Origin of the sequence: Kitasatospora setae KM-6054, assembly GCF_000269985.1 — a bacterium.
GTDB lineage: Bacteria > Actinomycetota > Actinomycetes > Streptomycetales > Streptomycetaceae > Kitasatospora > Kitasatospora setae.
Map to the genome: position 1 here is coordinate 2,462,531 of NC_016109.1, position 21,232 is coordinate 2,483,762.

Consider the following 21,232-nt stretch of genomic DNA (forward strand, 5'->3'; position numbering starts at 1 on the left):
TGTCAGCCTGTGCCGACCGCCGTCCGACCGGGTGCGGGCGGGGCGGCGATCGTGGAGGCTGGAGCGGTGATGGACGAGACGGGATTCTGGCAGCTGGTCGACGACGCCCGGGACGCGGCCGCGGGCGACCCCGAGGAGCAGGCCGAGGCGCTGGTCGAGCGGCTGCTGCGACTCACCCCGGACGAGGTGGTGGACTTCGCCCGGCAGTTCGAGGCGCGCTTCCAGCGGGCGTACACGGTCGAGCTGTGGGGCGCCGCGTACCTGCTGCTCGGCGGGGCCTCGGAGGACGGCTTCGACTACTTCCGCTGCTGGCTGATCGGCCAGGGGCGGGACGTCTTCGAGGGCGCCGTGCACCAGCCGGACGAGCTGGCCGAGCTGGTGCCGGACTTCGACGAGGACGAGGACGGCGACGGCGAGGAGCTGGGCTACGCCGCCGACGAGGCGTACGAGCGGCTGACCGGGCTGCCGCTGCCCGACCTGGGGGTGCGGCAGCCGCCGGTCGCCGCGGGCCCGTCCTTCGACTTCGCGGACGGGGCGGCGATGGCCGCCCGCTACCCGCGGCTGTGGGAGCTGTACGGGGACTGACCGGGTGGCGGCCGTCCGGGTGGGACCGGCCCCGGGGGGAGGTCAGACGGCGGTGATGCCCCGGATGATGCCGTCCAGGACGGAGGCGGCCGGGGCCCCGGGGTCGTCGTCCACGCCGCCGCGCAGGACGACGTAGCCGGTGCCGTGCGGGTCGGCGACGGCGGCGACCACCACGTGGCCGGCGGCGCCCCGCCACGGCTCGGCGTACCAGCGGATCGCCCAGCCCTCGCGGCCGGCCACCGTGAGGGTGCCGGCCGACTCCTCGCGGTGGGCGCGCAGTTCGCCGAAGACCTCGGGGGCGAAGGCGGCCATCTCCCGCTCGGCGGCCCGCTGGGCGTCGGCGGCGCCGACGCTGTCCGCCGCGATCGCGAACCGGCCGCGCGGGCACGGTGCCGCGGACTGCCCGCAGGCGTACCGGCCGGCGACCTCGACCACCGCGGCCCGCTCGGTGGCGGGTTCGGCGGTCCAGCCGGCCGGGAGCGGGACGCCCCAGCCGTGCGTCCGGTCGGCCAGGGTCGGGGCGGGGGCGGGGGCGGTGCCCGTTCCGGCGGTGTCGTCCGGGGCCGGGTGCGGCGGCGGGGAGCCGGCGGGCGGGGTGGAGAGCGCGACGACGAGGGTCGGGCCGGGCCGGTTCGAGCGGTCCGGGCCCAGCGCCCAGACCCCGGCGCCGACCGCGCAGGCCAGCAGCACGGCGAACGCGGCGGCCGGCGGCGGGCCCCGGCGGCGGGGCGGGGGCGGCGGGGTGCTCACGGCGGCTACCGTACCGTCCGCCCGGTACCCCCGGGAGGTGCCGGACGGTCCCGAACCGGGCGGCACGGGCGCTCTGTTGACGAACCGTCGGCAGCCGGGCGGCGCGGGGGCGGCGGTCAGTCCAGGGCCCGGCCCATCCAGACGTCGTCCGCGTAGCCGCCCTCCAGCAGGAAGTGCTCGGGCAGCACGCCGAGCACCTCGAAGCCGTTGCGCTCGTACAGGCGGCGGGCCGGGGCGTTGGGGCCGAGCACCCGGAGCGTGATCCGGCGGGCGCCGGCGGTGCGGGCGGCCGCGCAGGCGGCGGTCAGCAGGGCGTCGCCGACGCCGCGGCCGCGGGCCTCGGGGAGCACGCCGAGGCCCTGGATCTGGCGGACGTGCGCGTTGGAGGGCAGCGGGATCTCCCGCACCTGGCGGACGTAGCCGACCACCCGGCCGTCGAGTTCGGCCAGCAGGTACTGGTCGGGGGTGTGCGACCGGTCGAACACCGGGGCGTCCTCCCGGCTGCGCGGGGCCACCTCGCTGACCGGGGACCAGATCGCGTGGTCGACGGCGCGGATCGCGCGCTCGTCCTCGTCCAGCGCCGGGCGGATGATCACATCGTTGGAGGGCATGGCGGTCATGCTAGACGCCGTTCCCGGGCGGGTCTCCGGGGTTTCGGGGCAGGGGGGCGGCGACGGACTGGGAGGATGGCCACCATGCGAATCGCGGTGACAGGCTCCACGGGGTTGATCGGGTCCGCGCTGGTGGACTCCCTGCTGGCGGACGGGCACGAGGTACTGCGGCTGGTGCGGCAGCACTCGCGCACCGGGCCGCAGCCGGACGGGACGGTCGGGGTCGGCTGGAACCCGCTGCTGATGCAGATCGACGCGGCCGCGCTGGAGGGCGTCGACGCCGCGGTGCACCTGGCCGGGGCCGGGGTCGGCGACCGGCGCTGGACGGACGCCTACCGGCGCGAGATCCGGGACAGCCGGGTGCTCGGCACCGAGACGCTGGCCGCCGCGCTGGCCGGGCTGAAGCGGCCGCCGCGGGTGCTGGTGAGCGCCTCCGCGGTCGGCTACTACGGGCAGACCGGCGACCAGGTGATCGACGAGGGGGCGCCGGCCGGCGGCGACTTCCTGGCCGAGGTCTGCCGGGAGTGGGAGCAGGCCGCCCGGCCGGCCGCGGCCGCCGGGATCCGGGTGGTGCACCCGCGCACCGGACTGGTGCTCGACCCGGCGGGCGGCGCCGGGGCGCGGCTGCTGCCGCTGTTCCGGCTCGGCCTGGGCGGGCGGCTGGGGCGCGGCGAGCAGTACTGGTCGCTGATCTCGCTGGCCGACGAGGTCGCCGCGCTGCGCTTCCTGATCGACCGCGAGGAACTCTCCGGCCCGGTCAACCTGACCGGGCCCGCGCCCGTCACCAACCGCGAGCTGACCGCCGAGCTGGCCCGGCAGCTGGGGCGCCCGGCGGTGTTCGCGGTGCCGGAGTGGGCGCTGCGGACGGCGCTCGGGGAGATGGCCGTCGAGGTGGTGGGCAGCCACCGGGTGGTGCCGAAGGCGCTGACCGACGCGGGGTTCGCGTTCCGCGACCCGGACGTGGCGGCGATCGTCGCGGCGGCGCTCGGCGAGCGGTAGCGGCGGGGGCCGGGCGGCAGCGGCGAGCGGCGGAGGCGGGACAGGTCGCGCAGGGCGCGGGGCGCCAGTGAGGGGCGCACGGGTGCAGGGGGGCGGCGCGCGGGGTGCGGGCGGTGACGGTGCGCGCCCGTTCCCGCGCCGCGCGCCCGATTCGACTCACGGTGGGTGACCGTTCCGAATCGCTGCGTGATCGTTGCGAGGTGCGGGGCCGATTGGGGGCCGCCCGGCTGTCTGGACCGGCGGGTGACGGGGCATCACCAGTGCGGACCACGTCCCGGCCCCCCGCCGCCCGCCCCGGCACCCACCCGCTCGCGCGTTCCCGCGCCCGCGGGCGCTGCCGCGCGCGGCGGCCGCGGGGGGCTCCGCCAGGGAGGGAGCACCCAACTCGTGCCCGCACAGGACTTCATCGGCCGCGCCCGCCGCGGCCCGTCCGGCGACCCCGACGCGATCGTCGTCGGCGCCGGCGTCGCCGGACTGACCGCCGCCACCGCGCTGGCCGCCCAGGGCCTGGACGTCCAGGTGCTGGAGGCCACCGAGCGCGTCGGCGGCCGGATGGCCACCCGCGAACTCGACGGCTTCCGGCTCGACCACGGCGGCCACCTGCTGAACACCGACTACCCCGAGCTCGGCCGCCGGCTCGACCTCGACCGGCTGGAGCTGCGTCCGCTCTCCCCCGGCGTCCTGGTGCACAGCGGCGGCCGCGGCTACCGGGTCGGCGACCCGCAGCTCGCCCCCGCCCGGCAGGCCGCCGCGCGCGGGCCGCTCGGCACCCCGCTCGACAAGGCCCGGCTGGCCGCGACGCTCTCCCGGCTCGCCGCGACGCCGCCCGGACGGGTGCTGGCCCGCCCGGAGACCACCGCCGCCCGGGCGCTCGCCGACCGCGGGCTGCCGGCCCGCACCATCGACGGGTTCCTGCGCCCGCTGCTCGGCGCGCTGCTGTCCGACCCGGCGCTCGGCACCTCCAGCCGGGTCGCCGACCTGGTGCTGCGCGCGTACGCCCGCGGCCGGCTGTGCGTGCCGGCGGCGGGCATCGGGGCGGTGCCCGAGCAGCTCGCCGGGCGGCTCCCGGAGGGCGCGCTGCGGCTCGGCGTCGAGGCCGTCTCGGTCGGCGCGGACGGCGTGGAGACCGCCGCGCACGGCCGGATCCGGGCCCGCGCGGTGGTCGTCGCCACCGACGCGGCCACCGCGGCCGGCCTGCTGCCCGGCCTGCGGCAGCCCGGCTTCCACCCCGTCACCACCTACTACCACGCGGCGGAGCGCTCCCCGCTGGGCGAGGCCGTCCTGCTGCTGGACGCCGAGCGCTCCGGCGTCTCGCACTCGCTGGTGCTCAGCGACGCCGACCCCTCGTACGCGGCGGACGGCCGCGCGCTGATCGCCACCACGGTGCTCGGCCGCCGCGCCTTCGACTCCGGCGGCCCGGCCGGCGACGAGCCGGTGGTGCGGCGGCGGCTGGCCGAGCTGTACGGCACCGCCACCGGGGCGTGGGAGTTCCTGACCGTCCGGCACGTCGCCGACGCGGTGGTCTCGATGCCGCCGCCGCACCACTTCCGCCGCTCGGTCCGGCTGCTCGCCGGGCTGTACGTGTGCGGCGACCACCGGGACACCGGGACGGTGCAGGGCGCGCTGGTCTCCGGCCGGCGGGCCGCGACGGCGGTGCTGCGCGACCTCGGCGTCCGGGTCGAGCCGGAGCTCGCGGAGGAGGCGGCGGCGTAGCGGACCGGGCGGGACCCTCCGGCAGGGGCCCCGCCCGGGCAGGACGGGCCCTAGATCACCCCCGCCTGGCGGGACGCCTCTTCGAAGGCGCGGGCGGCGGGGGTGGTGCGGTAGGGCGTGAGGCGGCGGTGGAAGTCGCGGAGGTACTCGACGGTGCGGGCGGAGCGCATCTCGCCGGCCGCGCGGAGCGAGTCGGTGGCCATCGAGCAGGCTTCGTCCACGTCGCCCATGCCGAGCCGCGCGGAGGCGAGGACGAGGCGGCAGAGGATGCGGCTGCGGGAGTAGGCCGGGGCGCGCAGCCGGAGGGACTTCTCGGCGTGCTGGGCGGCAGGGCGCCACTGCTGGAGGTCGCGGTAGCAGTGGGCGAACTCGTCGGCGAGCTGGGCGTCGTCGAAGTAGCGTGCCCAGGACGGGACTTCGTCGGCGCTGCGGGCGGTGGCGAGGGCCCGTTCGCAGCGGACCAGGGCGGTGGTGCAGGCCCGGACGTCGCCGGCCAGGGCGTGGCCGCGGGCCTCGGCGGCGTGCATGAGGGCCTGCACGACGGGGGCGGCGGTGGTGCCGACGCCCTGCTGGGCGACCCGGGCGAGCTGGATGGCCTCGCGGGCGTGGCCGAGGTGGACGGCCTGCTGACTCATGGTGGTGAGGACGAAGCCGCCGAGGACGCGGTCGCCGGCGGCCTGGGAGAGCCGCAGGGCCTGGACGAAGTAGCGCTGGGCGAGGCCGTGCGCGGCGATGTCGAAGGAGGTCCAGCCGGCCAGCCGGGTCAGGTCGGAGACGGCGCCGAACAGGGCGCGTCCGATCTGTTCGCCGTAGCGGCCGCGGAGCATCGGTTCGGCCTCGCTCTCCAGGTAGCGGACCAGGGCCTGCCGGGCGTGGCCGCCGCCGTAGGCGTGGTCGAGCGCGCGGAACAGGTCGCCGACGGCGCGGATCGCGGCGATGTCGCCGCGGCCGACCCGGACCGGCGGCCTGGCCTCGCGCTGTTCGGCGGCGGGTTCGGCGCCGGCGGCGTTCCCGGGGCGGCGCGGGCCCTGCTGGGGGACCCGGGCGCCCTGCGGGGGCGTGCGGAGCTCCTCGGGGGTGAGGGTGGTGCCGTCGCGGGCGACCCGTTCGTCGGTGCGGCCGATCAGCCAGTCGCGGCTGGGGACGACGAGTCCGGCCGGGGTGAAGGCGATCTTGCGGAGTTCGGCGTAGGGGCCGTTGTCCTTGCGCCACATGGAGGCGACGATGTCGACGGCCTCCTGCGGGGTCTCGGCGAACTCCAGGCCCGCGTAGACCGGGGCGCAGGCGTCGAGGCCGACGTCCTGGGCGGTCAGCCGGCGGCCGAGGCGGCGGGTGAAGACCTCGGCGATCAGTGCGGGGGTCGCGCCCCGGGGTTGCTGGCCGCGCAGCCAGCGGGTCACCGAGGTCTTGTCGTAGCGCAGGTCGAGTCCGTGTTCCAGGCCGAGTTGGTCGACCCGGCGGGCGAGGCCGGCGTGCGAGAAGCCGGACTCCTCGATGAGCGCGGCGAGTTGCGGGTTCTGGGCGCGCCCGGCCGCGGGGGCCGGCGGCTCGGTCGGCCCGGTCGGCCCGGGGGCGCGCGGAGGGGTCTCGGCCGCTCCGGTCGGGCGCGGATCGAGCGGGTCGAGCGGTCGGTAGGCCGGGCTGTCGATCACTGGCCGTTGGGGCATAGCAGTCCACACCTCTCAGGCGCCGTTCCGGCCCCTCCTGCCCGGACGGCGCCCCCTATCGGGAATCGGCGCGAATGTAGCGAGCATTGGGGCGCTATGGGTGGATTCGGGCCACCCGTCCTCCGAACGGGTGAACCATCCCCGCCCGTTGTGAGGAAGCACGGCCGCCGCGTGTTTGAGTTCGGGGGCCGCTGCCCGCCTTCCGGCCGCATGGCGCCGACCACCACAGGGGTGCCGGATGCTGTGGTGTCCGCCCACATCGTTGCCGGGCCCGCGGATTCCTACCGTTCTCGGCCATGGACACCACTTCTGCCCCGCCCTCCGGCCCCCCGCTGTCGGGCCGCACCGCGCTGGTCACCGGAGCCGCCTCCGGCATCGGCCGGGCCTGCGCGGAGGCGTTCGCCGCGGCGGGCGCGCACGTGTACGTCGTCGACCTGGCCGGCGCCGCGGCCGAGGAGCTGGCGGCCGCGATCGGCGGCACCGCGCACGTCGCGGACCTGTCGGACCCGGAGGCGGTGGAGGCGCTGCCGGCCGACGCGGACATCGTGGTCAACAACGCCGGCCTGCAGCACGTCGCCCCGGTGCACGAGTTCCCGGTGGAGCGGTTCACGCTGATCCAGCGGGTGATGGTGGAGGCCCCGTTCCGGATCCTGCGCCGCACCCTGCCGCACATGTACGGGCGCGGGTGGGGCCGGGTGGTCAACATCTCCTCGGTGCACGGCCTGCGCGCCAGCGCCTTCAAGTCGGCGTACGTGACGGCCAAGCACGCCCTGGAGGGCCTGAGCAAGACCGTCGCCCTGGAGGGCGCCCCGTACGGCGTGACCAGCAACTGCGTGAACCCGGCGTACGTGCGCACCCCGCTGGTGGAGCGGCAGATCGCCGCGCAGGCGCTGGCGCACGGCATCCGCGAGGACGAGGTGGTGGAGCGGATCCTGCTGGACCGGACCGCCGTGAAGCGGCTGATCGAGCCGGACGAGGTGGCCCGGCTGGCGCTGTGGCTGTGCTCGCCGGGCGCCTCGTACGTGACCGGCGCGAGCCTGCCGGTGGACGGCGGCTGGACCGCGCACTGAGCCGGGGCCGTGGCAGACCGCCGACGGGCGGGCGCCGTGCGGGCGGGCGCCGTGCGGGAGGGCTGTCGGCGGGCGGGCGCTTCCGGCAGGATCGGGGCCGCGCAGCAGGGCGGCGGCCGCCGCCCGGGGAGGGCGCGGCCCCGGTCCGCCCCGGCGGGCGGGCGGGGCACCGGGGGCACGGGGGCACGAGCGACACAGAGGGAAGACCGTGATGGACCGCCACACCACCGCCGCTCCGGCGCTGCGCAGGCTCCTCGACCTGCTGGCGACCGGCGCCGCCACCGAGGACTTCGGCGAGGTGCTCGCCGAGGCCCGCCGGCGGGGCGCGCCCGCCGAGGTGCTGACCGAGATCGACGACGCCACCTGGCAGGCGCTGCGGGTGCACCGGACGATGCGCCAGCACCGCCGGCGGGAGGCCGAACTGACCGCGCTGTTCGACACCGCGGGCGACCTGGCCGCCTCCCGCGACCTGGACGCGGTGCTGCAGGCCATCGTCCGGCGGGCCCGGATGCTGCTGGGCACCGACACCGCGTACCTGACGCTGCCGGACGAGCGGGCCGGGGACACGTACATGCGGGTCACCGACGGCTCGGTCTCGCCGCTCTTCCAGAGCCTGCGGCTCGGCCTCGGCGACGGCCTGGGCGGCCTGGTCGCGCAGACCGCCCGCCCGTACGCCACCCACGACTACCGGGTGGACGAGCGGTTCCGGCACACCGGGCGGATCGACGCGGGCGTGCTGGACGAGGGCCTGGTGGCGATCATCGGGGTGCCGCTGCTGCTGGGCGGCAGCGTGATCGGGGTGCTGTTCGCGGCCGACCGCTCGGCGCGGGCGTTCTCCCCCGACGAGGTGGCGCTGCTGTGCACGCTGGCCGCGCACGCCGCGATCGCGCTGGACACCGCCAAGGCGCTGGCCGACACCCGGGCCGCGCTGGCCGAGCTGGCCGGCGCCAACGCGGTGATCGGCGCGCACGCCGCCGCCGTGCAGCGCGCCGAGCAGGCCCACGACCGGCTCACCGACCTGGTGCTGCGCGGCGCGGAGGTCGCCGACGTGGCCGCCGAGGTGACCGCGCTGCTGGACGGCGGGGCCTCCGTGCACGACGCCGAGGGCGGCCCGCTGACCGGCCCCGGCGGCGCCGCCGAGGGCCTGGCCGAGGCCGTCGCCGCCTCCCGGGCCGCGGGCCACGCGGTGCGGCACGGCACCGAGTGGGTGTGCGCGGTGCTGGCCGGGCAGGAGCTGCTGGGCGCGCTCGTGCTGCACGGGCGGCCCGACCTGGACGACGCGGACCGGCGGGTGTTCGAACGGGCCGGCGTCGTCACGGCGCTGCTGCTCCTGCTGCGCCGCTCGGTCGCCGAGACCGAGAACCGGGTCCGCGGCGAGCTGCTGGCCGACCTGCTGACCGCGCCCGACCGCGACCCGGCGGGCCTGGCCGCGCGCGGCCGCCGGCTCGGCGTCGACCTGAACCGGCCGCACCTGGCGCTGGTCGCGGTCGCCGAGGAGCCCGCCGCCCGGGAGCGGCTGGCGGGCGCGGCGGCCCGCTACCTGTTCGGCTCGCGCGGGATCAGCGCCGAGTTCGGCGAGGGCGTGGTGCTGCTCGTCCCGCACGAGGGCGGCGGCGACGGCGCGGTGGCCGCGCTCGCGGCACAGCGGCTGGCCCGGCTGGCGGGCGGGCCGGTCACGGTCGGCGCCGGCCGGCCGGCCGCCGGCCCGGTCGCGCTGGCCGCCGGCTACGCCGAGGGGGTGCGCTGCGCCCGGGCGCTGCGGGTGCTCGGGCGGGAGGGCGACGGGGCGGGCGCGGCCGACCTGGGCTTCCTGGGCGTGCTGCTCGGCGACGGCCACGACGTGGACGGCTTCGTCCGGGCCTCGCTGGGCCCGCTGCTGGACTACGACGCCAAGCGCGGCACCGAGCTGGTGCGGACGCTGCGGGCCTACTTCGACTGCGGCGGCGGCCTGACCCGGGCCAAGGACCTGCTGCACGTGCACGTGAACACGGTGGTGCAGCGGCTCGACCGGGTGGAGGTGCTGCTGGGCCGCGACTGGAACCAGCCGGAACGGGCGCTGGAGCTGCAACTCGCGCTGCGGCTCCAGCTGTTGGCGGGCGGCTGAGCCGGGGCTCCGGGGCCGCGGCCGGGCGGCCGGGCGGGCCGGTGGGTGCCGCGGCCGGGCGGCCGGGCCGGGCCTCCGGGTGTCGCGGCCGGGCGGCTGGGCCGGGCCTCCGGGTGTCGCGGCCGGGCGGCGTACAGTGGCGAGGTTGGGCTGTCCGGCCGGCAGGGAGCGTGGTGTGGTGAGCGAGAACGTGCGGTTCGTGCGGATGGGGATAGGCGAGCGGACCGTCCCCTACCAGGAGGCGTGGGCCGAGCAGCAGCGGCTGCACGCGCTGCGGGTCGCGGACGAGATCCCGGACACCGTGCTGCTGCTGGAGCACGACCCGGTCTACACGATGGGCAAGCGCACCAACCCGGCGGACCTGCCGCTGGACGGCACCCCGGTGGTCGAGGTCAACCGCGGCGGCGAGATCACCTGGCACGGCCCCGGCCAGCTGGTCGGCTACCCGATCGTGAAGCTGCCGGACCCGATGGACGTGGTGGCGTACGTGCGGCGGCTGGAGGAGGCGCTGATCCGGGCCTGCGCCGAGTTCGGCGTGGAGACCACCCGGGTGGAGGGCCGCAGCGGGGTGTGGAAGCTCGGCGCGGAGATCCCCGGCGCGGTGGTCGACCCGTCCCAGGTGCTGGAGATCGGCAAGCTGACCCTGCGGATGGGCCTGCCGCTGGGCATCGACCCGCGGCTGGCCGGCCCCGAGTACGCGCCGTCCAACGCGGGCCAGCGCGGCGACGACCGCAAGCTGGCGGCGATCGGGGTGCGGGTGGCGCGCGGGGTGACCATGCACGGCTTCGCGCTGAACTGCGACCCGGACATGACCTGGTTCGACCGGATCGTCCCGTGCGGGATCCGGGACGCCGGGGTGGCCTCGCTGAGCGGCGAGCTGGCCCGCCCGTTCCCGGTCGGGGCGGCGGTGGACGCGGTCGAGCGGAAGCTGGCCGAGGTGTTCGCCGAGCTGCCCGAGCCGGTGGCCGCCGCCCGGTAGCGGAATCCGCGCGGCGCGCCGAGCGTTGCCTTTCGAAGGCAAGCCCGGGGCCGGGCGCAGGCCGTTGAAGTGCAGGCGTACCCTGAGGGGTACCCCGTCTAGTTCTAGGAGTCGCACGTGTCCGCTGTCGCACCCGACGGCAGGAAGCTCCTCCGGCTGGAGGTCCGCAACAGCGAGACCCCCATCGAGCGGAAGCCCGAGTGGATCAAGACCAGGGCGAAGATGGGGCCGGAGTACAACGCCCTGCAGTCCCTGGTGAAGAAGGAAGGGCTGCACACGGTCTGCCAGGAGGCCGGGTGTCCCAACATCTTCGAGTGCTGGGAGGACCGCGAGGCGACCTTCCTGATCGGCGGCGACCAGTGCACCCGCCGCTGCGACTTCTGCCAGATCGACACCGGCAAGCCCGCCGAGTTCGACCGGGACGAGCCGCGCCGGGTCGCCGAGTCCATCGTCACGATGGACCTCAACTACGCCACCATCACCGGCGTCGCCCGTGACGACCTGCCCGACGGCGGCTCCTGGCTGTACGCCGAGACCGTCCGCCAGGTGCACGCGATGACGGCCTCGCGGGCGACCGGCCGGACCGGCGTCGAGCTGCTGATCCCGGACTTCAACGCCGTCCCGGAGCAGCTCGCCGAGGTCTTCTCGTCCCGTCCCGAGGTGCTGGCGCACAACGTCGAGACGGTGCCGCGGATCTTCAAGCGGATCCGCCCCGCGTTCCGCTACGAGCGCTCGCTGGACGTGATCACCCAGGCCCGGGCGGCCGGGCTGGTCACCAAGTCCAACCTGATCCTGGGCATGGGCGAGACCCGCGAGGAGGTCAGCGAGGCACTGGCCGACCTGGTGGACGCCGGCTGCGAGCTGATCACCATCACCCAGTACCTGCGGCCCTCGCTGCGCCACCACCCGGTGGAGCGCTGGGTGAAGCCGCAGGAGTTCGTCGAGCTCCAGCAGGAGGCCGAGGAGCTGGGCTTCGCCGGGGTGATGTCCGGTCCGCTGGTGCGCTCCTCCTACCGGGCCGGCCGGCTGTACCGGCAGGCGCTGGAGCACCGCGAGCGGGCCGCCGCGCTCTGAGCGGCTCCCTGACGCGGCGGGGCGGGCCCGGACGGGCCCGCCCCGCCGCGCGTCCGGACGGGGTTGGGCCGTCCGGCGCAGTACCGACGTTTCACGTGGCATTGACGGCCGGGTCACCGTACGGTAACGGGCGTCCGGGACGCTGGAGCGGTACCCGGGTCGAGGAGCTGGTGTTGATGCGTACGGGAATCCGGACCGCGCTGCGGCGGGCCGAGCAGATGCTGTTGATCCGCGGCGCGCGCCGCAACGCGTGGGCGGCGGTGTGCGAGAACCGGCGGCTGGCGGGCGAGCGCGAGCAGGCCGTCCGGGCGTTCGGGCCCGGCGTCTGAGCCGCTGCTCGGCGGCGGGAGCGGGGGCCGGTCGCGGGTCGGGTCACGGGCCCGGTCGCGGGTCGGGGGCGGGGTAGGGGACCGGGTAGGGGCCGTCGGGGGAAGACCAGGGTCACGAACCGGCACCGCCTTGGAAGATCACGTGTGCCGCCACGTACCATGAGCGGTATGGCGAGGCAAAAATCCGATACCCCTGGGCGGCTCGCACAGATCCGCCAGGCATATGTCATGACCAAGCAGGTCGACACCAAGATCGGCCTGATCATCGCCGGCGTCGGCCTGCTGACCTTCGGCGTGTTCCTCGCCATCGGCTTCGCACTGGACCACCCGGTCTACCTGGGCATCCTCGGTTTCGTGGTGGCCGTGCTGGCGGTCGCGATCGTGTTCGGCCGGCGCGCCGAGCGGGCCGCGTTCGGGCAGATGGAGGGCCAGCCGGGCGCGGTCGCGGCGGTGCTGGGCAACATCCGGCGCGGCTGGAGCGCGAACCAGACCCCGGTCGCGGTCACCCGCAACCAGGACGCGGTCTACCGGGCGGTCGGCCGGGCCGGCATCGCGCTGATCGGCGAGGGCAACCCGAACCGGGTGCGGCCGCTGCTGGCGGCCGAGAAGAAGAAGATGTCCCGGGTGGTCGGCGACATCCCGGTGCACGACATCATGGTCGGCAACGGCGAGGGCGAGATCCCGCTCAAGAAGCTGCAGATCCACCTGATGCGCCTGCCCCGGGCGATCAGCGCCGGCCAGGTCACCGAGACCAACGACCGGCTGCGCGCGCTCGGCGACCTGCTCTCCAAGGCGCCGATCCCCAAGGGCCCGATGCCGAAGGGCGCCCGGATGCCCAAGGGCGGCGCCCGCTGAGGCGCCCCTCCCCCGTTCCACACCACGGCCCCGCCCGCGAGGTTCCCCTCCGCGAGCGGGGCCGTTCGACGTTCCCGGGCCCGGGCGTCCGGGGGGTCCGGGGGGTCCGGGGTCCGGGACGGTCTAGATGATTGATGCGAAGGGTTAGTGGTCGTAGGCGGTCAGCGAGCGCATGACGGGTTGGCCGGTGCGGTCGTTGTGCCAGATCGCGGTGGTCAGGGCGAGGATGCGTTGCAGGACGCGGACTGTCACCCCGGTCGGGGTGCGGCCCTGGTGGCGTTCGAGGTCGAGTTGGGCCTTGAAGGTCTGGTTGACGGACTCGATGACCTGTCGCAGGGGCTTGAACAGGCTGGATCCGGCCCGTGGGGGCTCGCCCTTGCGGGCCGGCCGCAGCAGGTGGAGTCCCCATTCGGCCAGTTCGCGCTCGAATGCGGCGCCGTAGTAGTGCCGGTCGGCGATGAGGGTCTGGCCCGGGAGGGTGCGGACGAGGTCGGATTCGGCGTGGAGCATGCCGAGCAGGGTCTGGCGTTCGTCGGCCTTGGCTCCGGTGAGGGCGAAGGCGACGGGCAGGCCGTGCAGGGTGCACACCAGGTGCGGGCGAAGGCCCCAGAAGTATCGGGAGTGGCTGGCGCAGTAGCCGTACTCGGTCCATCCGGCCAGGTCGGAGCGCTTGGCGGTCTCCCGGGAGCGGCCGCACTCCACCGGTGTGGAGTCCACGACCCACACGCTGTCGCTCCACAGCGAGGTGTCCCTCGCGAGCAGGCGGTTGACGTGGGCGATGAGGTCGGCGGCCTTGCGCAGCCGCCGGTTGTAGCCGGACTGCCCGGGCAGGTAGGGGAACAGGTGCCGCAGGTGGGACGAGGCATGGCGGAGCCAGCGGCGTTCGGAGGTGAAGCCGAGCAGGGCCTGCATCACCGCGAGGGTGACCAGTTCGGCGTCCGTGAGCCGGGGCTTGAGGCCGACCGCGGGCCGCCAGGGTGCCAGATGCGGCGATTGCTTCAGCAGGTCGTCGGTCTTCACGTAGAGTGCGGTCGCGAGGGAGTCCAGGTCAGGCGTCACAACCGACCTTTGGACTCCCTCGCTTCATCTCATGCGCGCCAGCAAGCCCTTCGCATCAATCATCTAGAAGCGGACCTCGACGGTGCCGACCGCCTTGTCGTGCAGGCCGCGGCTGTCGCGGTCCCAGACGGCGGCCGGGACGACCAGGCAGAGCAGCAGGGTGCGCAGCAGCACCTGCGGGATGGTGGCGCGGCGGCCGTCCAGCCGGACCACCCGCAGGCCGAACAGGCGCTTGCCGATGGTGGTGCCGGTGGTGGCCAGGAACAGCACCGTCACCGCGTAGAACAGCGGGGTGGTCCACAGGTTGGCGGAGCCCTGCTCGCCGCCCGCGAGGAAGCCGTACGCGACCAGGCTGACCAGCCAGCCGTCGACGAACAGCGCGCCGAGGCGGCGGCCGGGGCCGGCCATCGAGCCGGGACCGGTCTGCGGGAGGCCGAGGCGCTCGCCGCGGTAGCCGAAATCGGCGCCCATCTTCTCGGCGGCCGCCTTCGGGCCGTCGATCCACGATCCGAGTGCTTCTCTGGTGTCCACGAATCCACCCTAACCGGGCTTACGGCGGGGGCCGGTGGCGGGCCCGTCGGCGGGTGCGGCGGCGGGGCCGTCGGCGGGGCCGGGGCGGGGCGGGTGGCGGTGGCGGCCGGTGGCGCGTCCGGGGCGGCTCCCGTCGGGGTGAACCCCGTTCGGCCGACTGCCGCAAGTGGTCTAGACCTGTGATTGACCAGGGGGTCGGCGGGGCAGGGATTTTGCCCGGAACCGTCCCGCTTTGCCAGTCGCCCGAATGGCCTGGTTAACATGTGGGAAACAAGCGAGTCACGAACCGGAAACGGGCCGTTCCTATCGTGAGCCCCCAGCACCGGGGCTCCCGTCGCCCCTGACGGAGACTCAGACCGTGCACGCCGAGGAGGAGTACGGATGTTCACCAACGCCGACGAGGTGAAGCAGTACATCGCGGACAACGACATCAAGTTCGTCGACGTCCGGTTCTGCGACCTGCCGGGCGTGCTGCAGCACTTCTCGATCCCGGCGGCGACCTTCGACCCGTCCGAGACCCTGATGTTCGACGGCTCCTCGATCCGCGGCTTCCAGGCCATCCACGAGTCCGACATGGCCCTGGTGCCCGACCTCGCCACCGCCCGGCTGGACCCGTTCCGGACCGAGAAGCACCTCAACATCAACTTCTTCATCCAGGACCCGATCACCGGCGAGGCGTACAGCCGCGACCCGCGCAACGTCGCCCGCAAGGCCGAGGCGTACCTGACCTCCTCCGGCATCGCCGAGACCGCCTACTTCGGCCCCGAGGCCGAGTTCTACGTCTTCGACTCGGTGCGCTTCGAGACCTCCGCCAACGCCTCCTACTACCACATCGACTCGGTGGCCGGCGCCTGGAACAGCGGCTCCGCCGAGGGCGACGTCCGCGGCTACAAGGTCAAGTACAAGGGCGGCTACTTCCCCGTCCCGCCGGTCGACCACTTCGCCGACCTGCGCGCCGAGATGTCCCTGGAACTCGCCAAGGCCGGGCTGGAGGTCGAGCGCCAGCACCACGAGGTCGGCACCGCCGGACAGGCCGAGATCAACTACCGGTTCAACACCCTGCTGCACGCCGCCGACGACCTGATGCTGTTCAAGTACATCATCAAGAACGTCGCCTGGCGGGCCGGCAAGACCGCCACCTTCATGCCCAAGCCGATCTTCGGGGACAACGGCTCCGGCATGCACGTCCACCAGTCGCTGTGGACCGGCGGCAACCCGCTCTTCTACGACGAGCAGGGCTACGCGGGCCTCTCCGACACCGCCCGCTACTACATCGGCGGCATCCTCAAGCACGCCCCCTCGCTGCTGGCCTTCACCAACCCCTCGGTGAACTCCTACCACCGCCTGGTGCCCGGCTTCGAGGCCCCCGTCAACCTGGTCTACTCGCAGCGCAACCGCTCCGCCGCGATCCGCATCCCGATCACCGGCTCCAACGCCAAGGCCAAGCGCATCGAGTTCCGCGCCCCCGACCCGGCCTCCAACCCCTACCTGGCCTTCTCCGCCATGCTGATGGCCGGCCTCGACGGCATCAAGAACAAGATCGAACCGCTGGAGCCGGTCGACAAGGACCTCTACGAACTCGCCCCCGACGAGCACGCCGCCGTCCCCCAGGTCCCCGCCTCCCTCGGCGCCGTCCTCGACGCCCTGGAAGCCGACCACGAGTACCTCCTCGCGGGCGGCGTCTTCACCACCGACCTGATCGAGACCTGGATCGACTACAAGCGCACCCACGAGATCGCCCCGATCGCGCTGCGGCCGCACCCGCACGAGTTCGAGCTGTACTACGACCTCTGAATCGGCCCCCATGGGCCACTTGCCCTGGAAGCCATTTTATGGCCTCTGACCTGCGAAAACTTCTCTCATGAGCGCTCGTCGCTGCTTGCCCCTCCTCGCCCTCATGTGAAATGAGCGTGAAATGGCGACGCCGAAAGCTGACGTTCAGTGAGTCGAGCGGGGTCGTTGCACCCGTAACCGAGTGTGACGACCCTCGCTCTCGTGCGCCCAGCATCATAGGTCGCTCGGACCAGTCGCGGGAGCACCTGAGGGCCCGGCAGGCACTGCAACACGGGTCGATCCATCAACGCACCCGGCGTCGGAGATGGTGCACTTTTATTGACCCGAAACACTAAATTTCCAGCGTCTCGGTGATGTAGCGGACGTGTGGGCCCTGGAAGTACTGAACTTGAACTCGTGATGTCGGTCAGCCATCCATGATCAAGCCGGTCCCGACGAGGCAGCCGTCGACGAGGTGGGGACGGTACTGGATCATCTTGAGCTTGCGCTTGACGGCCCGGGTCAGCTGGCCGAGGTCGGCGGCCGCGAGGTTTCCGATGTCGCGTTTGACCAGCGACCAGATACCCTCCTGCGGGTTGAGGTCGGGCGCGTAGGTGGGCAGCTGAAAGACGGTCAGCCAGTGCGCGTTGGCCTCGAAGAACGCCCTGAGCGGTGGCACGAGGTGGATGCGGGCGTTGTCCCACACGAGGACGAGCGGGCCGCCGAGCTGGACGCGGGCGCGGACGACCAGGTCGCGGAAGTCGCGCCAGCCGAAGCCCTTCGGCTCGCCCTTGCGTCCCCGGTACTCGCGGATCGCGTAGATCAGCCGGGACCGTTCGCCCGGCTTGTAGCAGGCCATGCCCGCCATCGAGACGCGGCCGGATCCCCGTCCGCGCACGCGGACCACCGGCGTGCGCCCGATGCGGCCCCAGGTTCTGGCGCGCGGCGGAGTCATCGACTGCCCGGCCTCGTCCTCGAAGACGACCCAGGCGCCGAGGGCCGCCGCGGTGCTCTTACCAACGGCCAGGTCTCCTTCTTCCACAACTCCACCGCCGCGTCGTCGCGCTCGATCGCCCGGCGGGCCGGCTGCTGCCACGACCAGCCGTGCCGCTTCAACAGCCGCCAGGTGCCCTCCACCGTGTACGACACGTGGAACAGCCGGCCGATCAGCGTCTTCACCCGCGCCAGCGTCCACCGCTGATCGGCCCAGCCGTGGACCAGCGGGCCGCGCTCCAACTCCCGCTCCAGCCTGGCGATCTGCTTGTCACTGAGCCTCGGGCGCCCGGGCGATCCCTTGGACAGGACCCCGGCCTCCCCACGCTCGCGCCAGGCCCGGCGCCACCGCTCCACCGACCGCTCACTCACCCGCAGCCCGGCAGCGATCTCCCCGTTCTTCTGCCCGCCCTCGAAGCGTTCCACAGCCTGCAGCCGCAACCGCTCCCGCGCGGCCCTCCCGGCGTCGGTCAACCCACCGCCCTGCGCATACCTCATGTCCCAGGGCTACCGGAACCAGTTCGGCCCTGTCGGGCGAACAGCTCCGACATCACCCAATCAAGTTCAGTAGCCGCAGACGATGTGGGGCTGCTTCTGGCGGCGGTGGAAGAAGCGTCGGACCTCGTCGACGAGCTGGTCGACGCTGTGGGCCCGGGAGGTCGGCAGCAGGGTCCGCTTCAGGTCCGCGTTGACCAGCTCGTCCGGGTTGGTCTCGGGCGCGTACGCGGGCAGCAGGTGCATGGTGATCCGGCCGGGGTGGTCGGCGAGCCAGGCGCGAACCTTCCTGCTGCGGTGGACGGAGTGCCGGTCGACGAGCAGGTGGACCGGGCGGTCGAACTGGCGGTTCAGGCGGTCGAGGAAGTCGCAGAACACCTCGGCGGTGAACAATCCCCGGTAGACCGTGAACCACATCCGGCCGCGCGGGGCCCAGGTCCGGCCGGAGACCTGGTCGGAGCGGATACCGGTCTGGTCGGCGAACAGCACCTCGGCGCCTTCGGCTCGGGCCGTCTCGCGGATCGCCGGCCACCTCACCTCACGCCCGGCGCGGACCGCCTCCGGGTTCTGCTCGACCGCGCGCTTGTCCGGGCGCTGGAACGACAGGCCCCAGCGCTTGAGGCACTTGCCCACGCCCTGCTCGGTCAGCCGCACCCGGTACAGCAGGGCGATCAGGTCGCTGACGATCGCGCGGGTCCACAACTGCCCGCCCAGGCCGAGGTCTTCGGGGCGGTGATCGACCAGGGACTGCCGGACGCACTGCTGCCGGTCCGGATCGAGCACCTGGTGCTCGCCCACCGGCCGGCCACGGGTCCTGGACACCAGCGCTTCCAGGCCGCCAACCTGCCACGCGGCCCACCAGTCGGTCACCGACTCCACGGTCACGCCAAGTAGTTCGGCCACCTCACGCCGGTCCCGGCCCGCCCGAAGCGCGGCAACCGCCCGCATCCGCAGGGCTTCCTGGGCCTCCGGCGACGGCCGCCGCGCATCCCCGACCAGATCCGTCACGCCCGGACCAACGAGCGCCGGACCTTACCATTTCGGGTCAATATCAGCGCTGCGTGTGCACTGGTTGTGAAATGATCTCCTTTGAGAGGGCGTTAAGTCCGTTTCTGGCAGTGACCTCGTCCGGGTTGTTCGAGGAGTCCCTGACGAACGAGTCGTCCCAGGCGGGAGCGGGTGACGTTGATCGAGGGCTCGTCGGTGGGCAGGCCGAGGAGTTCGTGTAGCTCGCGAACCCGGAAGACCCGCTCGGGACGCTCGTTGAAGGCGGTCACGATGCGCTGGTAGACGATGTCCGTGTCCGAGGGGGTCGGTTCGTGGTCGGGCGGCGTGAGGTCGTCGATGACCTTGCGGGTCGCGGTGAGCTCGGCCAGGCGGGCTTCGGTGTCTGCGAGCGCGGCGGTCAGTCGGTCGATCTGTTCGTGCAGGCTGTGGGCGCGTGCGGCGGTCTCGTCGTGTTCGGCCTGCAGCAGCCGTAGGAGTTCGGTGACGTTCACGCGGCCAGCTCGATGTCGTCGCGCCAGGCGGGGCTGGGGGTGGTGAGGCGGCGGAGCATGCCGGCGGTGGAGGCCCAGTAGACGCGGGAGGCGGCGTTGTCCAGCCGGTGGTCGTAGTCGCGGGCGAGGCGGCGGTGGAGCATGAGGGTGCCGTTCGTCTGCTCGACCACCCACCGCTTCGGCTGGGGAACGAAGCCTTTGCCCGCGTCGTCGGGGTTGCGCCGGACCACCTCGACGGTGATGTCCTTCACCGCCCCGTGGATGATCACCGCGTCCTTGAAGCCCTGGTCGACCAGGGCCTTCTCCAGACGCATCCCGCACCGCACCGCCGCCTGGTCCAGCAGGGCGATGCCGGCCTCGTTGTCGTGCGCGCTGGCGGCCAGGACCACCACGCCGATGACCAGGCCCAGCACGTCGACGGCCAGTCCCCGCTTCCCGCCGGGCGTCTTCTTGTTCGCGTCCAGCCCCGTGGTCGCCTTCGGCACCCCGGCCGCCGCACGGACGGACTGGGTGTCGATGATCACCGGGGACGGGTCCTCTCATCGCCGGGCCCGCTCCCGCACCCGGCAGCGCAGGATCTCCTGGATCCGCTGGTCAAGGCCGTCCTGGCGCCACAGTGTGAAGTAGTAGAACACCGCCGACCAGGCCGGTAAGTCATGTGGCAGGAGTCGCCACTGACACCCCGTCCGGTTCTGGTACAGCAGCGCGTTCACGACCTCGCGCAGGTCGCAGGAGCCCGGGTCCCCGGTCGCCGACCGCGAAACCCGCTCCTGCTTCCAGGCGGTGACCAGCGGCTCGATCAGGGCCCACTGCCCGTCGGACAAGTCCGTTGAGTACGGCATCCGTTCCATGCTCCGACTCCACCATGCACACGACACCGCGGTCAGCCCGAACGGCTCCCTACCCACGAACGGGCGACACCAGATCATCCAGAAACGGACTTAGAACTCGTAACACGATCATGAGGGTGGGTTGTTGAGGCGTCGCCAGCAGATGAGTGCGCAGGCAAGTGAGACGAACGCGTTGTGGAGGTCGAGGCGCCTCTCCCAGCGGACGGCGAGGCGCTTGAACTGGTGGAGCTGGGCGAAGGTCTGCTCGACGACGTAGCGGAGCTTGCCGAGGCCGATGATGTCGGGTTCGCCGCGGCGGGAGATGACGGGCGGGATCCGGCGTTTGCGCAGTTCCTGGCGGTTGGGGTTGCTGTCGTGGCCCTTGTCGCCGAGCAGGGCGTCGGGGCGCTTTCGGGGGTGTCCGACCCGGCCGGCCACGGGAGGGACGCCGTCGACCAGTGCGAGGGCCAGGGTGACGTCGTTGACGTTGGCGGCGGCGGTGATGACATGGAACGGGATGCCGCCGCCGTCGCTGATCAGGTGGTGTTTGCTGCCGGTCTTGCGGCGGTCGACCGGCGAGGGCCCGGTTGCCTCGCCCCCTTTTTCGCGCGTACGTGGGAGGCGTCCACGCAGGCGCGCGTCCAGTCGATCGGGCCGGCCGCGTTCAACTCGGCCAGGAGTATGCGGTGCAGGGCCTCGAAGGCCCCGGCCTTCTGCCAGCGGCCGAGCCGCCGCCGGCGGGTCTGCCCGGAGCCGAAGCCCAGCTCGAGCGGCAGTTGCTGCCAGGTGATGCCGGTGTACGGCACGAACAGGATGCCCTGCAGCCACAGCCGGTCGTCCACCGGACGCGGGCCCGGCGACCGCTCCGGCCACGCCGGAAGCAGCGGCTCGATCCGCGCCCACAACTCGTCGTCCACCATCCACGGCTTGCTGCTCACGCCATCACGAACGGACGAATCGTCACATCGGTAACGCCCCACCAGCGACGATCAGCAAGATCGTGTTACGAGTTCTTAACGCCCTCTGAGAGCTGTAATTTCGCAGGTGAGAGGCATTTTCGATCAGAACTACGACCTGTAAAACTCCCTCTGAGCTGCGGAAGCGCATGAAGAGGGGTCGGTTGCAACACCTCTGAGGCTCGCGATGTGAAATGAGTGTGAAATGAGCAGAGGTAGATCGAACTTGAAGTTCCACCCTGCGATTGGACCCTCTCCGTCTACGCCGCGAGGGCAGGGCTTCGGCGAAGTCGCGGGATGTCCGATTCGTGAGCATGTGGCCTCAAGCGGGTGAGAGGCATTCACGGATACGGATATCCA

The 21,232-nt window shown here is 73.5% G+C and carries 19 protein-coding genes and 1 pseudogene; 10 read left to right on the plus strand and 10 right to left on the minus strand.

The features are described 5' to 3' along the window. Nucleotides 1-69: 69 nt before the first annotated feature. Nucleotides 70-585, plus strand: coding sequence for a DUF4240 domain-containing protein (locus KSE_RS10910; RefSeq protein ID WP_014135358.1), 516 nt, complete (start codon nt 70-72; stop codon nt 583-585). Nucleotides 586-627: 42 nt separating this feature from the next. Here KSE_RS10910 and KSE_RS10915 read toward each other — a convergent pair whose 3' ends face one another. Further along, the gene (locus KSE_RS10915) at nt 628-1,335 is read right to left on the minus strand and encodes a hypothetical protein (RefSeq protein WP_033258116.1); all 708 of its coding nucleotides are present in this window, start codon (nt 1,333-1,335) and stop codon (nt 628-630) included. 116 nt (nt 1,336-1,451) lie between these two features. Then, nucleotides 1,452-1,955 (minus strand): GNAT family N-acetyltransferase, encoded by a 504-nt coding sequence (locus tag KSE_RS10920; protein ID WP_014135360.1) that lies wholly within the window; start codon nt 1,953-1,955, stop codon nt 1,452-1,454. Between the two features lie 66 nt (nt 1,956-2,021). On the opposite strand from KSE_RS10920, the gene KSE_RS10925 reads away from it, so the two are divergent. Further along, nucleotides 2,022-2,945 carry a TIGR01777 family oxidoreductase gene (locus tag KSE_RS10925; RefSeq protein ID WP_033258117.1) on the plus strand — a complete coding sequence of 308 codons (924 nt, stop codon included), beginning with the start codon at nt 2,022-2,024 and terminating at the stop codon, nt 2,943-2,945. A 387-nt stretch (nt 2,946-3,332) separates the two neighbouring features. Beyond that, nucleotides 3,333-4,658: an FAD-dependent oxidoreductase gene (locus KSE_RS10930; protein ID WP_014135362.1), complete on the plus strand. Its 1,326-nt coding sequence runs from the start codon at nt 3,333-3,335 to the stop codon at nt 4,656-4,658. 50 nt (nt 4,659-4,708) lie between these two features. On the opposite strand, the gene KSE_RS10935 is transcribed toward KSE_RS10930, so the two are convergent. Further along, nucleotides 4,709-6,325: a regulator gene (locus KSE_RS10935; RefSeq protein ID WP_202523297.1), complete on the minus strand. Its 1,617-nt coding sequence runs from the start codon at nt 6,323-6,325 to the stop codon at nt 4,709-4,711. 296 nt (nt 6,326-6,621) lie between these two features. On the opposite strand from KSE_RS10935, the gene KSE_RS10940 reads away from it, so the two are divergent. From KSE_RS10940 to KSE_RS10960, 6 genes are all read left to right on the plus strand, one after another. After that, the gene (locus KSE_RS10940; protein ID WP_014135364.1) at nt 6,622-7,395 is read left to right on the plus strand and encodes a 3-hydroxybutyrate dehydrogenase; all 774 of its coding nucleotides are present in this window, start codon (nt 6,622-6,624) and stop codon (nt 7,393-7,395) included. 211 nt (nt 7,396-7,606) lie between these two features. Then, a complete protein-coding gene (locus KSE_RS10945) occupies nt 7,607-9,499 on the plus strand; it encodes a helix-turn-helix domain-containing protein (protein WP_014135365.1) in 1,893 nt (630 codons plus the stop codon). Between the two features lie 175 nt (nt 9,500-9,674). Next, nucleotides 9,675-10,478: a lipoyl(octanoyl) transferase LipB gene (gene lipB / locus KSE_RS10950; protein ID WP_014135366.1), complete on the plus strand. Its 804-nt coding sequence runs from the start codon at nt 9,675-9,677 to the stop codon at nt 10,476-10,478. Nucleotides 10,479-10,595: 117 nt separating this feature from the next. Then, nucleotides 10,596-11,552 (plus strand): lipoyl synthase, encoded by a 957-nt coding sequence (locus tag KSE_RS10955; protein ID WP_014135367.1) that lies wholly within the window; start codon nt 10,596-10,598, stop codon nt 11,550-11,552. A gap of 176 nt (nt 11,553-11,728) precedes the next feature. Next, nucleotides 11,729-11,881: a hypothetical protein gene (locus KSE_RS42780; RefSeq protein ID WP_158413053.1), complete on the plus strand. Its 153-nt coding sequence runs from the start codon at nt 11,729-11,731 to the stop codon at nt 11,879-11,881. 168 nt (nt 11,882-12,049) lie between these two features. Continuing rightward, nucleotides 12,050-12,736 carry a DUF4191 domain-containing protein gene (locus tag KSE_RS10960; RefSeq protein ID WP_033258118.1) on the plus strand — a complete coding sequence of 229 codons (687 nt, stop codon included), beginning with the start codon at nt 12,050-12,052 and terminating at the stop codon, nt 12,734-12,736. 144 nt (nt 12,737-12,880) lie between these two features. On the opposite strand, the gene KSE_RS10965 is transcribed toward KSE_RS10960, so the two are convergent. Together KSE_RS10965 and KSE_RS10970 are read right to left on the minus strand one after the other, a co-directional pair. Then, nucleotides 12,881-13,795: an IS982 family transposase gene (locus KSE_RS10965; protein WP_014135370.1), complete on the minus strand. Its 915-nt coding sequence runs from the start codon at nt 13,793-13,795 to the stop codon at nt 12,881-12,883. A 63-nt stretch (nt 13,796-13,858) separates the two neighbouring features. Further along, a complete protein-coding gene (locus KSE_RS10970; protein ID WP_014135371.1) occupies nt 13,859-14,326 on the minus strand; it encodes an RDD family protein in 468 nt (155 codons plus the stop codon). A gap of 381 nt (nt 14,327-14,707) precedes the next feature. Between KSE_RS10970 and glnA the strand changes: the two genes are divergently transcribed. Beyond that, on the plus strand, nt 14,708-16,120 hold the full coding sequence (gene glnA / locus KSE_RS10975) for a type I glutamate--ammonia ligase (protein WP_014135372.1): 1,413 nt from the start codon (nt 14,708-14,710) through the stop codon (nt 16,118-16,120). Nucleotides 16,121-16,526: 406 nt separating this feature from the next. Here the strand turns inward: glnA and KSE_RS46485 are convergent. The 5 genes and pseudogenes from KSE_RS46485 to KSE_RS39855 all read right to left on the minus strand — a co-directional run bounded on the left by KSE_RS46485 (nt 16,527) and on the right by KSE_RS39855 (nt 20,836). Then, nucleotides 16,527-17,590 (minus strand): IS630 family transposase gene (locus KSE_RS46485; RefSeq protein ID WP_456236163.1). Its coding sequence is split into 2 segments (ribosomal slippage): nt 16,527-17,143 and nt 17,143-17,590, totalling 1,065 coding nucleotides; the frame shifts between segments, so codons are not numbered across the junction. Between the two features lie 66 nt (nt 17,591-17,656). Continuing rightward, entirely contained in the window at nt 17,657-18,595 is a 939-nt protein-coding gene (locus tag KSE_RS10990) for an IS630 family transposase (protein ID WP_014135375.1), read from the minus strand. 92 nt (nt 18,596-18,687) lie between these two features. Further along, complete coding sequence (locus KSE_RS10995) at nt 18,688-19,086, minus strand: type IV toxin-antitoxin system AbiEi family antitoxin domain-containing protein (RefSeq protein ID WP_033260452.1); 399 nt, start codon at nt 19,084-19,086, stop codon at nt 18,688-18,690. Then, nucleotides 19,083-19,937, minus strand: a pseudogene (locus KSE_RS39850) (IS5 family transposase). The gene KSE_RS10995 and the pseudogene KSE_RS39850 overlap by 4 nt, the downstream one beginning before the upstream one ends. Nucleotides 19,938-20,045: 108 nt before the next feature. Continuing rightward, a protein-coding gene (locus KSE_RS39855; protein WP_106437641.1) for an IS5 family transposase occupies nt 20,046-20,836 on the minus strand; the annotation gives its coding sequence in 2 pieces (ribosomal slippage) (nt 20,046-20,521 and nt 20,521-20,836; 792 coding nt in all). Between the last annotated feature and the right edge of the window lie 396 nt (nt 20,837-21,232).